The following is a 14202-nucleotide window of genomic DNA, read 5'->3' on the forward strand; positions in this document are numbered from 1 at the left end:
GAATTCTTTTCAATTCAGACTCTTAGCCTGCCTGTCAGATGTATTAATCATTGTTAAGTACTATTGAATGTGGTTAATATTATGTTAACCTTAAACAGATCCGAGGGCGATCAGCGCTTTCAAGGCGGAAATCCGAAAACATGAAGCTTTCGCAGATAATATCGCCAGTTATACATGACTATAGGTTGAGAAGCGGTTCTCGCCTAAATCAAACAATACTCTGCATGGTATTTGCAGCGATTGTTCCAGTGGCGTCAGCAGCGGAGGAGTTACCTGCGCCCAAGGAAGCGGTCTCGGTTGTGACATCTGGTGAGACTTCGGTCCGGCAGCCTCAATTGTTGCGTGACGTTCTTCGCTCAGGCGATAAATTGAATCTCGCATTTTACGAAAGTTTGGCCTCCGTCGAAGATCGCTGGACTGGCTCACGGGGCACGGTTCCCTGGAACTTTTACCAGCGGCCCGAGCTCACGGGCGAATACGTCGTTGAAGCGGATGGAACGATTTCGCTTCCGCTTTTGGGGCGCTTCCCGGTTCGAGGGCTTCCTCCGGCGGATGTGGAGGCGATAATTCTTCCTTCGTACGAAAGTTTGGTCGGCAGAAAGGGGTTCGTGACTATCGTCAAGATTGAGCACCAGCCTGTTTATATTACCGGCCCGGTTCGTAATCCTGGCTCGTTTCGATATGTTGACGGCATGACTGTTCTGCATGCCGTTGCGCAAGCGGGTGGCATGGCGGCGAAGAGTATTGAGCCATGGCAGAGTGTGGAAATTACACGCCAGATCGAGCGGTTGAAGGCTGAGTTGGCAGATCTGAAGCGGCTTGCGTCGCGAACCGAGGTGCTCAGGGCGAAGCGCGATTCCGTGCAAATTGCCAGCATTGGCACACCTATTCTTGGTCCCGATCCCGATGCCCAACGGTTGCTGGATGATGAGACATGGCAGCGCCAATTGGTAACGACGAGCAAGGATGCGCAGAGCAGTGCTTACGCACAATCTGTTGTCAATGCTCAGGCCGATCTCGATCTGCGTCAGGCACGCGTCGGCAATTATGATGCTACTATACGGGTCCGTCAGGATCGGCTGGCAAGTATCGAGAAGTTGGCCAAAAACAAACTTGTCACCAGCATTGAGTTGACCCGGGCACAAAGCGAACTGACCGAGTCGGAAGATCGAAAGCAGCAAGCCGTCATCGATGTCGAGAGCGCAAAGCAACGGCTGGCGGCAGCAAAACAGGACGTTGAGCGCGATCGTATCGAACGCAAGATCGAGATCGAAAAGTCGGCAGCTGATGCCGAAAAAGGCCTATCCACTGCGTTGAAGACGACCGAGAGCGATCTTGAAATCTTCCGGTCGATGGTATCATCGAATGATAGCGCCGGTGTTGAATTTGAAATCGTTCGGCCTGGACCGAATGGTGTCATCGTCGAACCTGCGACCGAAGAAACGGTCTTACAGCCTGGCGATCTGATCAAAGTGCATTGAGACTTAGCCACATACTCTTCCAGGAGAGTCTAATCCTCCTCTCGGCCGAACAGCTCAGGGGCATCGTCGATTTGCGATTTGTCACGCGGTCCAAACGCCAAGGAGAGCTTATGTCTGCAATCGAAGCTTTAGAATCCTCGCATTCCTCGATGCCGGTTCCCTCGCATTCCTCGATGCCGGTTCAAGGTCCGATGTTCAATTTGCCAAGGACCTCACTCGTCATTCCAACCTTGAACGAAGCGGAAAACATCAAGCTGCTCTTGCCCCGCATACCGACCTGGGTGCATGAAATCATCATCGTCGATGGGCGATCGACAGACGGAACGCCGGATATAGCGCGAAGCATGCGCGATGATGTCAAGATCGTACTTCAGCCTAAGAAGGGCAAAGGCATCGCATTGCGGACGGGCTTCGAAGCCGCAACTGGTGATATGATCGTGATGCTTGATGCTGACGGGTCGATGGATCCCTACGAAATCATACTGTTCGTCGCAGCTCTTGTTGCAGGTGCGGATTTCGTCAAGGGTTCGCGCTTTATGCAGGGTGGCGGCACCAGCGACATGACGGTCATCCGCCGTTTCGGCAATCTGGGCCTGACCCTCCTGGTCCGGATGCTCTATGGCAGCTCTTTTAGCGATCTGTGCTACGGCTACATGGGCTTTTGGAGACGGCATGTTCCCTTGCTGCGTGCCGATTGCGACGGCTTCGAAATTGAGACGCTGATCAATTTGCGAGCCCTGAAGAACAAGCTCAAAATCATGGAAGTCGCGAGCTTTGAATCGGAGCGTATCTACGGCGTCAGCAATCTGCGTGCCCTCCCGGACGGCTGGCGCGTGCTGAAGACGATCTTCCGAGAACGCGTCAGTACGCCGACGGGCGTCCAAGTCCTCGAGCAGGGCATTTCCTGAGGTCTGGATTAACTGGCGAGGCCGCATGATGCGCATTTTGATGCTCAGCGCGAGATACCTGCCTTTTGCCGGAGGGACGGAAACCCATGTAAGCGAGGTCGCAATCCGGCTCGTGCGCAAGGGGCATACGGTGACGGTATTGACCGGCAATCCCGACGGCCTTCTTCCGGCAGCGGAAACCCGAGACGGTGTGCAGATTGTCAGGCTGAAGACGTTTCCCCGTGGGCGGGATTGGTGCTTCGCCCCCGGCGTTTTCAGGGCGGTCGCCGAAGGTGATTGGGACCTGATGCATGTTCAAGGCTACCACACCTTCCTGGCACCGCTGGGAATGGCCGCCGCATCGCGCAAGGGGCTTCCTTTCGTGGTCACCTTTCACAGCGGTGGCCATTCGTCACGATTTCGGTCCTCGATCCGGCACTTTCAACATAGAATGCTTGCGCCTCTGGCTGCCAGGGCAGCGCAACTCATTGGCGTGTCGCGATTCGAAGCGGATCTATTCAGCCAGAATATGGCAATCGCGAGAGACCGGTTTATCGTTATCCCCAATGGCGCGCGCCTGCCGGAAACGTCAGGGTGGCGACCGGCTTCAGCTCCCGACAGGCCGCTGATTGTCTCGCTCGGCAGGCTGGAGCACTATAAAGGTCATCATCGGGCGCTTGCTGCATTTAGTGTGCTGGCAACAAAATTCCCTGATATGCGCCTTCGGATCCTAGGAGAGGGGCCCTATGAGGCGAAGCTGCGTCAGCAGGTGGCCGAACTCGGGCTCGGCAACCGTGTCGAGATCGGGGCAATTCCGCCGACCGACCGGTCCGCAATGGCCGATCTTTTGTCTTCGGCCGCTCTTGTCGTGCTCCTCAGCGATTATGAAGCTCATCCCGTGGCGGTTATGGAGGCGCTTTCGGTCAAGGCTCCCGTACTGACCACCGACACATCCGGCTTTCGGGAGCTGGCTGAGGAGGGCCTCGTGCGATCCGTTCCGCTCAACGCTTCGCCAGACTTCACCGCGCGTGAAATGCTGGCCGCTATGGACGCGGGGCCGATCTCAATCGAGACGAGGTTGCCGGACTGGGACGATTGCACGGACCGGCTGTTGATGGTGTACAGACGCGTCCTTTCGCATCCGCAGCCTGAACTGCGAACCGGTCCAGCACTGCTTGGAGATTTGAAGCACGATGACCGTTGTTAAGGGGCGGGCTTCTCCAGGCGGGCAGAAGGCCTACCAGGACGGAGCTTATCGTCATGGCTATCCAGGAAGGGTTTCCATTCCACGCGTCGATCTGTGGCTCGCCGCATTTCTCGGCCTGCGCAGGCAGGACAGCGCGGTCGGGGGCGTTGCCGATCCTTCGTCGCTGGGGATGTCGCCGGTCTTTGCCTTCCTGTGCAGCTGGGCCCTTGTTGTGGCCGCTCTTGCTGCAAATGCCAGTCGGCTGGGAGAGAGCTGGGCGGTTCCCACGTTCTATTGCGCCATCGCCGCGATCTTTCTCCCCGCGGCAGCGCGAATCATCCATCCGGGAGCCAGCCGCCTGGAGCGCTTGGCGCTCATAGTGATCGTCACCTCAGCCCTCTTCGTGGTACGCGTCATCCGCGCGCCCGTCGCCTTCATAGACCATGACGAATTCCTGCACTGGGCGACGGTGAACGACATTCTGGGGGCAGGGCGACTGTTCCTGCCCAATCCGCTTTTGCCGGTCAGCCCCCTCTATCCCGGGCTAGAGCTCATAACGTCCGCCTTGGTCAGCCTGTCCGGACTCTCCGTTTTCGCGGCAGGCCTCATCGTGTTGGCGGCGGCACGGATGATGCTGATGCTCACGCTATTCCTGCTCTTCGAGAAGATCACGGGCTCGGCACGGATCGCCTCCATCGCCTGCCTGATCTACATGGGCTCGTCTACGTTTTTGCTGTTCGACGTCCACTATTCCTATGAAAGCCTGGCGATCCCCATGCTTGCGGCGGTGCTGTTGGCTTCGGAAAGCCGACGCATGGAGCGAGGCGACACGGCAGGCTGGCCGACGGTCGTCGCCACCATAGTCCTGATCGTGGCGCTCGCGGTTACTCATCATCTCACCTCCTATTTTTGCGCGGCCCTTTTGTGCGGCACGGCGGTGATGGAATGCCTGAGACAGGGCGCGTCCGCTATGCAGAGGCGGCAGGCGATCCTGCTGGCCTCGATCGGCGTGATTGCTCCGGTCGCCTGGTCAAAGATCGTCGGGAACCCCACCGGCAGCTACATCCTTCCCGTACTGGCAGGCGGCATACACGAGGTAGCGCAACTCGTATCGAGTTCGACCTCGACGCGTAAGCTTTTCGTGTCGGACACGGGAGCCTTGGCGCCTGCTTGGCAACGTTACCTGACGATGGCGGGCGTCGCGCTGATCTGCCTGGGACTTCTCACCGGCTTTCTCCGCTCGCTCGTTTTCAATGGGCAGCACCAGAATGCGAGTATCCTCTGGCCGCCGACCAGATGGCGCCTGTGGCGGTCAAGCCTTCTCCAGATCCTCGTTTTGGTGACGCTGGCCTATCCCCTCAGTATCATCTTCCGCCTGACACGCAGTGGATGGGAGATCGGCAACCGCATCGGCTCGCTATCCTTCCTCGGCGTCGCAATTGTCGTCGCGGTGGCCGTCGCGGCGTTCTGGCACGGCACGTCGCGTGGCTGGCTGCGCGCAACGGCGCTTGCCGCCGCCGCAACGACGGTGCTGGTTGCTGGCGTCATCAGCTCCGAGGGACCACGTATCCTGGTTCCGGCCGGCTATGAAGTGTCGGCCGACTCCTCGTCGATAGAACCGATGGGGATCAGCGCCGCAAGGTGGACCAGGGAATGGCTGGGCGGCGACCAGCATTTCGCAACCGACCGGATCAATCGCCTGCTCCTGTCTACCTACGGCCGGCAAAAGGTCTCGACCACGCTTGAGAGTGGGCAGGATACAGGCATGGCCATCACCGCAGCCGATCTCGGCCCGATGGAACGCAAGCTGCTGATCGACTCGGGCGTCGGTTTCGTCATGGTCGACCTGCGCATGACCACCGGCCTGCCCGGCGTCGGCGTCTATTTCGACGGCGGCGCGCAGGACCGAAACCACATGGTCCCCCTCCAGTCGTCGTCGCTGCTCAAGTTCAACTCCGAGCCCGATGTCGACCGCACCTTCGACAACGGCTTCATGGTCATTTTCGACGTCGGGCGGCTCGGGAAAACACGGCAGCCCGCCGTCCCTGGCAAGCGGACCGGAGAGCCGGTGCAATCCTTGGGACGAACAGACGGAGATTTGCGATGATCGATAGCCGTATCGACGCTTTCATGTGCGTCCATTCGCGGGACATCGAATATTTACTCGAAGCGTCCCTTCGCTCCTACCAGCGGCATTTCCCCGACAAGGGAAACCTGACCATGGTCACCGACAACCCGACTGCTTTAAGAGCCTTCCTCGACGCTAAGGGTCTCGTGCCTGGCGCTGCCGTCACCGGCGACAACGACTGGCTTTCGGCCAGCGAACTGGAGCTTCCCGGCTGGTTTCGGCAGCAGATCATCAAGCTGCGCGCCTTCGAATTCTGCCGGGCCGAGCATTTCTGTAATCTCGGTGCGGATACACTGCTGCTGCGGCCCATCGCGACGACCGATCTGATCGACCGGCGCGAACCGGTTCTCTATTATTCCAGCCACAGACTTCCCGATCTGCACTACCGTTTCGAGAAGCGACGGTTGCGCAATGTCGCAAAGATCCTCGGCGTCGAGCCGACCCGCTCTTTTCGCTACGTCGATTTCATCAACGATTTCTTCTGCTTCAAGCGCGAATGGCTCATCGCGCTGAATGACTACATCGCGTCGAAATACGGCTCAAACCCCTACGTCGAGCTGCTCAAGGGTCTCAGCGCCTCAAAAGACCAGACACGGTTCGGAGAATGGACACTCTATTCCGTCTTTCTGCTCGATGTGATGCACCGGTCGCCGACGATGCGCGATGCGCGCGGGGCCTATCTGACGCAGATCCATAGCCGTCTCGGCCTCACTCTGAGCCGGCTGGACAGCAAGATCGTTCATCTCGTCCAGAAATCCTTCGACCCGAACGTGATCCGGCAGAAGCTCATGAAAGTGAACCCGGGCGCCGCTCAGATCATCGGCGCGACGGCATGGGCGGATGCAGGAGCTCGCCCCCGATGATGGCCCGCCGTGTCTTTCTGGGAGTCATTCCGCTGTGGGTTCTTGCCGCCGCGTTGGCCGTAACGTGGCTGCCCGAAACCTTTTCGACCTGGGAGAAGGCGGTCCGTCTGGCGCTCTGCGCGCCGCTGATACTGTATCTCCCGGGCCGCATGCTGGTGGACACCCTGCGCATAGAGGGCGATATGGTCACCAGGGGGACGCTCTCGGTGTTCCTGAGCTTCGCGGCCTGCATTTTTTTGGGGCTTCTGCTGCATGTCGTCGGGCATCTCGATGCGCGAGGCTGGGTCTACGCGCTGGGTCTGACGACTATCGCCGTTCGGTGGCTGAATGTCGTTTTGCAGCTCGCAAGGCCGGTTCCAGCCATTCCGTGGGCTTGGCCCGGCCGCCGTTTTGGGGCCTTCGCAGCTTCCATGATCTTGGCGACGAGTTCCGTCCTCGTGGCGCGCCCGGTCGCGCTTGAACGCAAGCCGTTTCATTTCACCGAGCTTTGGATGGTGCCCAAATGGAACTGGACGAACAATGTGGTAACGGTCGGCGTGCGTAATTCGGAAGACGCCAAGACGCTTTACAGTCTTGACCTTGTTCTGGGCGGCACGCTGATTGGAAAGATGCCGACCTTCGAACTGGCGCCTTCCTCCAGCCAAACCTTCGAATTCTCCGTACCGACAAAAACGCGCCCCCCCGCACGGCTGGAAGCCTGGCTCTACAAGGACGGCGACAGGGGAATGATCTACCGCAAGGTCTGGATGACCATCGACACGCTCCAGTCCCCGGCACCGACCGGATTAACCCTTCAGTCCGCTCCGGAGACGAAAAATGGATAATTTCCAGCACCCCGTGCCCGGCAAGCTCACGACGGCAATCGTCATCTGCTGCTATTCCGACAAGCGCTGGGACATTCTCAACAAAGCAATCGAGGCGGCAGCGCGCCAGGTCCCGGCCGCGGACGAGATCGTCGTCATCGTCGATCACAATCCGGCACTCGCGCTGCGTCTGCGCGCCAAGCACTTCGAAACCCCGGTCAGGATCGTCGAGAATATTCATCCGCCCGGCCTCTCCGGTGCCCGCAACACCGGGATTTCTGTCAGCCGCGGCGAGGTCATCCTGTTTCTCGACGACGACGCCGTGTCGGATCAAGATTTGCTGGCGACCTTGGTGCGGCAACTGGAGGATCCCTCGGTGCTGGGCGCCGTGTCCGCTATCCGCCCGTTGTGGGAAACAGACCGTCCGTCCTGGTTTCCCGACGAATTCCTGTGGACCCTCGGCTGCACCTATCGCGGCCTTCATCCGGGGCCGGTGCGCAACCTCATCGGCGCGTCCATGTGCATCCGCCGCGACGTCTTCGATCACACGGGCGGCTTCGATTCCGGCTTGGGCCGAACGGCCAAGGCCTTGCCGCTCGGATGCGAGGAAACCGAACTCTGCATCCGTGCAACCAAGGCCTTGCCGCATGGCCGTTTCGTCTTCGAGCCATCGAGCGGCAGCGATCACGCCATACCCGCCGATCGCGCGACGTGGAAATATTTCCTGCATCGATGCTGGGCCGAAGGGCTTTCAAAGGCCAGCCTATCGTTGATCACAGGCTCCGGCGAGGCGCTGGCGTCGGAAAAGACCTATATGACGAGGACGTTGCCCCAAGGGGTTATGCGGGGATTCGCTGATGTGTTGCTTGGCCAGCCGAGCGGCCTTCTTCGCGCCGTCGCGCTGGGCGCCGGCCTGGCGGCCACTGCGGCCGGCTTCGCTCTCGGCCGGACCCGCGCTGCCCTTACGCGACCGTTCACCTCCGTTCCTGCTCGCGCTCTCGAACCGGTGGAATAGGCATGATGACCCTCAGCGCCGCCAGGACTAAGGTCCGCAGCCTCCTGATGAATCAGGCGGTTTTGCTCCTCAATGCAGGCATGCTGGGGCTTGGAACGTTGATGACGGCCATTCTCGGCTTCGTCTACTGGTGGTTCGCGGCGCGCTCCTTCTCGGCCGAAGCTGTTGGGCTCGCCGCGGCCGCCATATCGTTGATGAATCTCCTCGCGAATCTCGGTGAAGTCGGTCTCGGGCCCTTCCTGATGGGCGAGATAGGCCGTCAGAAAAGAGCGGGCCCCTTTCTGACGGGCGCCCTCCTGGCCTCGTTCAGCGCCTCCATCGTCGTGGGGCTGATCTATCTTGTTATCGCAGCCTGTACATCGACGCAGCTTGGCTCCATCGTCGGTTCCTCCGCGACCGATCTCTTCTTCGTCGCTGGTTGCGCTCTGACGGCCGTGACCCTCGTGCTCGACCAAGCCCTGGTTGGCCTTCTGCGCAGCGGCCTTCAACTGGCCCGGAATGTCGTCTTCGCCGCCAGCAAGCTTCTTCTACTGATCGCTCTCGGCCTGACACTTGGCCGGGCGACCAGCGGACTGGCGATCTTCGCCACGTGGTTTAGCGGGCAGCTTGTCTCGCTGGTCGTCGTGGCCGGGCTTCTTGTTTATGTCGGCAGGCGCGTTTTCCACCGGCCGGAGATCCGCGCCTTCCGCCCGGTGCTCGGACAGGTTTTCGGCCATCATACGCTCAGCATGGCTGTTCAGGCGCCGGCGCTGCTGCTGCCCTTCGTCGTCACCGTGATGCTGTCCGCTGAGATCAACGCCGCCTTCTATGCCGCCTGGACGGTGCTGAACGTCGCGCTTCTAGTCCCTGCGTCACTCGCCTCGGTGTTGTTTGCCATCGCTATGCGGGAGCCGGAGCTATTTCCTGCGCGCTTGCGCCTGTCGCTCGGCTTGTCGATGCTGGTCTGCGCGGCGACCGCCTTGGCGTTCCTCTTCCTGTCGCGCTTCATGCTCTGGATATTCAATCCCGCCTATGCCGTGATTGCAGGAAATGGGCTCCAGTTTCTGGGCGTTGCCGCTTTCGGAATGGCGTTGAAGTATCATTATCTGGCGGTTCAACGTGTCCGACGGCGCCTGGGTTTTGCTACGCTCGTTCTGACCGGCGGTGCGGTGCTGGAGATCGCGGCCGCCGTCGGTGGTGCGCAATTCGGGATCGCCGGCACAGCCAACTTCTGGGTCATTGCTGTTTCGCTGGAAGGCCTGCTTCTGTGCCCGGCATTGTATTGGGCCACACGGCACACTGCGACGCAGTCCACCATCGCGCCATCAGCGGCTGCCGGTGCCTCGACATACGGCAATTCCCTCGACGAGACAGACCAAATCGGAATTGCGTCACGGGCTTGAAAGGGAGTTTCTTCGCATGAGACGTATTCACCATTTCCGGAGTTTCGCTATCGGCGCTGTGGCGCTGGCGCTTTTTTGGTCTGCTCAAGTCGGATCTGCGGACGCGCAGTCATCTGCGCAGCAATCTTTCGTCACGACGAAAGAGGGGGGCTTCCTGCTAGACGGCAAGCCATTTCGCGTGGCCGGCGTAAACAACCATTATCTGACATTTGGCTCGTCAGGCGAAGTCACCCGCGTGTTGGACGATGCCACGGCAATGGGTGCCAATGTGGTGCGCACCTTCCTGCAACCGGTTATAGGGTCGCTGGACGGCCAGGTGCCAACGATCTGGAATTCAAAAAGCACAGCCGATTCCAGCAATCTGGGGACCAAGGGCATCTATATGATGAGTTGGGATCCGATAACCAACAAGATGGTTCCCAACGACGGACCTGACGGCCTGCAAAAGGTCGATTACCTCATCGCGGAAGCGGCGAAGCGCAAGCTCAAGCTGATCCTCGCATTCGTCGATTTCTGGGCCTACACGGGCGGTGCCCAGCAGATGAACGCCTGGTATGGGAGTTCGGACAAATACACTTTTTTTGCCGCTGATCCGCGAACCCGACGCGATTACAAGGCATGGGTTCGGCATGTTCTGTCGCGCGTCAACACGATTACCGGTGTGCGCTATTCCGATGACCCCACCATATTTGCCTGGGATCTGGCCAACGAACCTGACATCCATCCCAAACCGCTCCTTCATGAGTGGGTGTCGGAAATGTCAGCCTATGTCAAATCCCTGGCACCGAAACAGCTGGTAACGACGGGCCATGGGAACATGGATCAGAAGCTGGCGGATATGAACATTCCGAGCGTCGATTTCGGCACGTGGCATGGCTACCCATCCTACGTCAAAATGAGCCATTCCGATTTCGATGCCCGCATTCGCGAATACTGCGCGATCGGACGAAATATCGGAAAACCGGTGATCCTGGAGGAGTTTGGAATTCCGCGGTCCGATGCCGATCAGGCAAACGCCTATGGAACGTGGCTGAACACGATCGCCACCTCGGATTGCGGAGGCTGGGTGGTCTGGCGGCTCACCAGCACCCAGGACTCGGGCCTCTATCCCCAGGACGACTACGACAAATTCGACATCCATAACGATGGAAGCCCTGCCTGGCAGGCTCTGCGCGACGCCGCCCTCAAGCTTCAATAATCAGGGCCACCGGAGCCATTCCGCCGTTCAGCATTAAAGCATGTCGCGCAAAACTGTGCCGCGGTTTTGCGACAACGGCATGCGTAAAAACAAAGAGCTAAAGCGCGAGGAGCGAATCTGAAAGATCGCGACGCGCTTTAGTCGTCTTGAGCGATGGATCGGTTATGGCACCGGGTGTTGCCGTTCGATTTGATGGCTGCCAACAACATGTGGCATATCGCTTGAAGGCGGAAACCGATTTCAAGACGAAAACACGCGTGACACGACGATCGGAAGCGCTCCCGCGAACCGGGATGGTCGCGCGAACGAACAAGCGATAGCGATCTCAACACGCCAGAATATTGACCTAAATGCTTCCATATTTTCTTGCGATCTAAAACTGGGTCTCTAGTTTCGCCAAATATTCGCGGTATATCCAGGATATCGGGGACAAACTGGAGATTTTCGAAGGTCAGCAGTTGGTAATATGAATAATGCGGACGGCTCGCTCCCAGAAGCGGTATCGTATATTGACTCATCATCGGGCTATCCCGATTCGAAAGAGGGATTCCGGCAGTGAACTCTTCACGTTTTCTCCAATCAATCGTTGAAGCCGAATCCCATGATACACGCTTGAATTTCGCCCGCGCCGCGATTTTTCAGCTTTATAGTGCTTGCCTGCCAACCGGTTCTGCGCCGGCTCAGTTTTCCGTCGAACTCACTCTATCTGAAGAAGCGGTGACTCTTGTCGTGCGGCCGTTCGTCAATAAGGTCGAAGCACTTGGCGGGCTTGTTAAATCCCTGTTTTCGACAAACGCGGAGACCGTACTGCGAGCCCTGCCATGCAGGGTGGAGGATAAGGTTGGATCCGGCATTGGATTGATACTTTTCGTGGACGATGAGCCGATGATTACCATCGGATCTCTCGCAGATGATAGCGGACTGTTTCTTCGCCAGATCGAGCCGGCATCCAGGAATACGTCCGGGGTTGCCACAATCGGTGCGGTGGTAGGCCAACGACTTGCCAGTGTGGTTCCTATTCCGACTGGATCTCTCGATCTTCGTAAGCCGAAATAACTGTAGCTTGGCAGTGAATCGAGGTCTGCCTCGCGTTGTGTGGTGACCAAGTCGGCTGAGCTGCAACATGCGTGCCCTGAGCGGGTGCGGTTCAGCTCTAAGCCTCGCCTTCATCCAGGCCGCAATGATTAAACTCATGACGAGAAGGCCGGCCCGCTACCCGCTGTCTTGAACGGACTCTGGCCAATCAAGGGATCAGCAGGATACTACCCGCCGAGCGTCCGGATTCCATCTCTTCATGCGCCTTGGCAACATCGGCCAAGCGATATTCGGCACCGATCTGCGAAACGATCCCTGTTTCCATCGCCCCGACTGCGGCGAGAGCCGCCTCGCGATATTGTCCGACGTCAGCGCACCAGGCCATGATGCTCGGATGGCAGAGCGCCTTGCCCGGGCGAAGTTCCTCGACAGGCACCGGTGGAATAGCACCGGCGGCCTGACCGATGGTGACAGCCATGCCGAATGGGCGGACAGAACGTATGGTTTTGAGAAGTGTATCGCCGCCGATCCCGTCATAGGCGACGTCGACGCCAAGTCCGTTCGTCAGCCGTTTCACGTCCGCGATGATATCGGCGCTTCGTCCGACAATAAGGTGATCGGCCCCATAAGATGCGGCGAGTGCGGCCTTTTCGGAAGAGCCGACCGTCCCGATCACGGTGGCATCGAGCGACCTGGCCCAACGAACGAGGATGCTCCCCAGCCCGCCCGCGGCCGCATGGATCAGAACCTGAGTGCCTGCGCGCACATCATAGGTCTTTTTCAACAGCATGTAGGCGGTCATGCCCTTGAGCAGCGAACTCGCTGCCGTTCTTGCTGAAACGGCATCCGGAAGTTTGATCGCCCGTTCAGCGGCAATATTCCTCGTGGAGCGATAGGCGCCAACCGGAGGCCCGGCATAGGCAACGCGGTCACCTTTTTGGAACATGGAGACGCCAGGACCGACATCGTCGACGATGCCCGCCGCCTCGGCACCGATCACCGCGGGGTAGGAAGGCATGGGGTAGACGCCCTTTCGGTGATAGACGTCGAGAAAGTTGGTGCCGATCGCCTGATGACGGATTGTTATCTCGCCATCACCGGGAGGTTCACAACCGCGATGCTCGACGTGGAACTTGGTGATGTCACCAGGGGCGTTCAGCCATATGATTTGGTCAGTCATCTCTCGTGCTCCTACATGGGCACAAATTAACCGATGGCATGATGTGTGAAAATTCCCTATTGCTTCACAATGATTGGGAGAGAATTCACAAAGATCGACTGGGACGACCTTCGGCATTTCCTGGCGCTCGCGCAGTCGGGAACGTTGCTCGGTGCCGCAAAGCAGCTCGGCGTCGAACACGCCACGATCAGTCGGCGCATTTCGTCGCTTGAAGCCAGTTTGGGGCGTAAACTCATAGACCGCCGCGGACGGCGCATCATGTTGACCTTGGACGGAGAGCAGGTTGCCAAGCACGCAGCTCTTGTCGCGGCGCAAACTGCGGCAATCGAGCAGCTTGGTCGCAGCAGCGCAACGGAATTGCGTGGCCATGTGAGGATCAGCGCGCCTCCCGCTCTCTCAAGTGTGCTCCTGGCAAAGCCGATCGCGGCCGTCAGGCGAGACCATCCCGGTGTTCAGATCACGCTCGTCGGAGAAAAGCGCCTCGCGTCCCTGAACAGACGAGAGGCGGATATCGCCGTGCGAATGTCGCGTCCAGAGGACGGGGATTACGCCATCGTAAAACTCGGTGAGACAAGCTTCCATCTCTACGCATCAAAGACCTATCTCGAAACGGTTCCACCGTCGGACTGGACCTTCATCGGTTACGACGAAACCATGAACGCCTCGCCGCAACAACTGCGGCTGATGGAACTGGCCGCCGGCCGGCCGATCGCTGTGAGGTCGTCCGTTCTGGAGTTTCAGGCCGCAACTGCAAGCCTTGGCGCAGGTGTCGTCATGCTGCCCGATTTCGCCGTCCTGGAGTCCGCTGGTCTCCAGCGCATTGAGACCGAACGGCCTTTGACAAGAGAGGTCTGGCTGGTTGTCCATTCGGATATCAAGGACGTCCCCTCCGTCCGCGTCGTCGTCGATGCGCTGAAGAGCGCTGTCGGCAAGTAGTGCGTTCAGGTTGGGAGCATGTGGGCGAAAAGGAGAATGAGCTTCTTTTCGAACGATCACTCTGAGTTTTGCGCGACTATCTGCCGAGACGGCTCGATCCGGAGGCAA

The 14202-nt window shown here is 58.9% G+C and carries 12 protein-coding genes; 11 read left to right on the top strand and 1 reads right to left on the bottom strand.

Annotation, left to right across the window (positions count from 1 at the left end; genetic code table 11):
* The first annotated feature begins 224 nt into the window (after positions 1–224).
* The 10 genes from CUJ84_RS04450 to CUJ84_RS04495 all read left to right on the top strand — a co-directional run bounded on the left by CUJ84_RS04450 (position 225) and on the right by CUJ84_RS04495 (position 11999).
* On the top strand, positions 225–1481 hold the full coding sequence (locus tag CUJ84_RS04450) for a polysaccharide biosynthesis/export family protein (RefSeq protein WP_245457527.1): 1257 nt from the start codon (positions 225–227) through the stop codon (positions 1479–1481).
* A gap of 110 nt (positions 1482–1591) precedes the next feature.
* Positions 1592–2389: a glycosyltransferase family 2 protein gene (locus tag CUJ84_RS04455; protein WP_105005341.1), complete on the top strand. Its 798-nt coding sequence runs from the start codon at positions 1592–1594 to the stop codon at positions 2387–2389.
* A gap of 25 nt (positions 2390–2414) precedes the next feature.
* On the top strand, positions 2415–3575 hold the full coding sequence (locus CUJ84_RS04460; RefSeq protein WP_105005342.1) for a glycosyltransferase family 4 protein: 1161 nt from the start codon (positions 2415–2417) through the stop codon (positions 3573–3575).
* Positions 3562–5661 carry a hypothetical protein gene (locus tag CUJ84_RS04465; protein WP_105005343.1) on the top strand — a complete coding sequence of 700 codons (2100 nt, stop codon included), beginning with the start codon at positions 3562–3564 and terminating at the stop codon, positions 5659–5661. The genes CUJ84_RS04460 and CUJ84_RS04465 overlap by 14 nt, the downstream gene beginning before the upstream one ends.
* Positions 5658–6545, top strand: a complete 888-nt coding sequence (locus CUJ84_RS04470; RefSeq protein WP_105005344.1) for a DUF6492 family protein — start codon at positions 5658–5660, stop codon at positions 6543–6545. Before CUJ84_RS04465 ends, CUJ84_RS04470 begins: the two co-directional genes overlap by 4 nt.
* Complete coding sequence (locus tag CUJ84_RS04475) at positions 6542–7369, top strand: hypothetical protein (RefSeq protein WP_105005345.1); 828 nt, start codon at positions 6542–6544, stop codon at positions 7367–7369. Before CUJ84_RS04470 ends, CUJ84_RS04475 begins: the two co-directional genes overlap by 4 nt.
* Positions 7362–8363, top strand: a complete 1002-nt coding sequence (locus CUJ84_RS04480; protein WP_105005346.1) for a glycosyltransferase family 2 protein — start codon at positions 7362–7364, stop codon at positions 8361–8363. Before CUJ84_RS04475 ends, CUJ84_RS04480 begins: the two co-directional genes overlap by 8 nt.
* A gap of 2 nt (positions 8364–8365) precedes the next feature.
* Positions 8366–9745, top strand: coding sequence for a hypothetical protein (locus tag CUJ84_RS04485; protein WP_105005347.1), 1380 nt, complete (start codon positions 8366–8368; stop codon positions 9743–9745).
* Between the two features lie 16 nt (positions 9746–9761).
* Positions 9762–10943, top strand: a complete 1182-nt coding sequence (locus CUJ84_RS04490) for a glycoside hydrolase 5 family protein (protein WP_105005348.1) — start codon at positions 9762–9764, stop codon at positions 10941–10943.
* Positions 10944–11498: 555 nt separating this feature from the next.
* Positions 11499–11999 (top strand): hypothetical protein, encoded by a 501-nt coding sequence (locus CUJ84_RS04495; RefSeq protein WP_105005349.1) that lies wholly within the window; start codon positions 11499–11501, stop codon positions 11997–11999.
* Positions 12000–12186: 187 nt separating this feature from the next.
* Here CUJ84_RS04495 and CUJ84_RS04500 read toward each other — a convergent pair whose 3' ends face one another.
* Positions 12187–13158, bottom strand: a complete 972-nt coding sequence (locus tag CUJ84_RS04500) for a quinone oxidoreductase family protein (RefSeq protein WP_105005350.1) — start codon at positions 13156–13158, stop codon at positions 12187–12189.
* A 45-nt stretch (positions 13159–13203) separates the two neighbouring features.
* Between CUJ84_RS04500 and CUJ84_RS04505 the strand changes: the two genes are divergently transcribed.
* On the top strand, positions 13204–14094 hold the full coding sequence (locus CUJ84_RS04505) for a LysR family transcriptional regulator (RefSeq protein WP_105005351.1): 891 nt from the start codon (positions 13204–13206) through the stop codon (positions 14092–14094).
* Positions 14095–14202 lie beyond the last annotated feature (108 nt).

The organism is Rhizobium leguminosarum (genome assembly GCF_002953715.1).
GTDB lineage: Bacteria > Pseudomonadota > Alphaproteobacteria > Rhizobiales > Rhizobiaceae > Rhizobium > Rhizobium leguminosarum_V.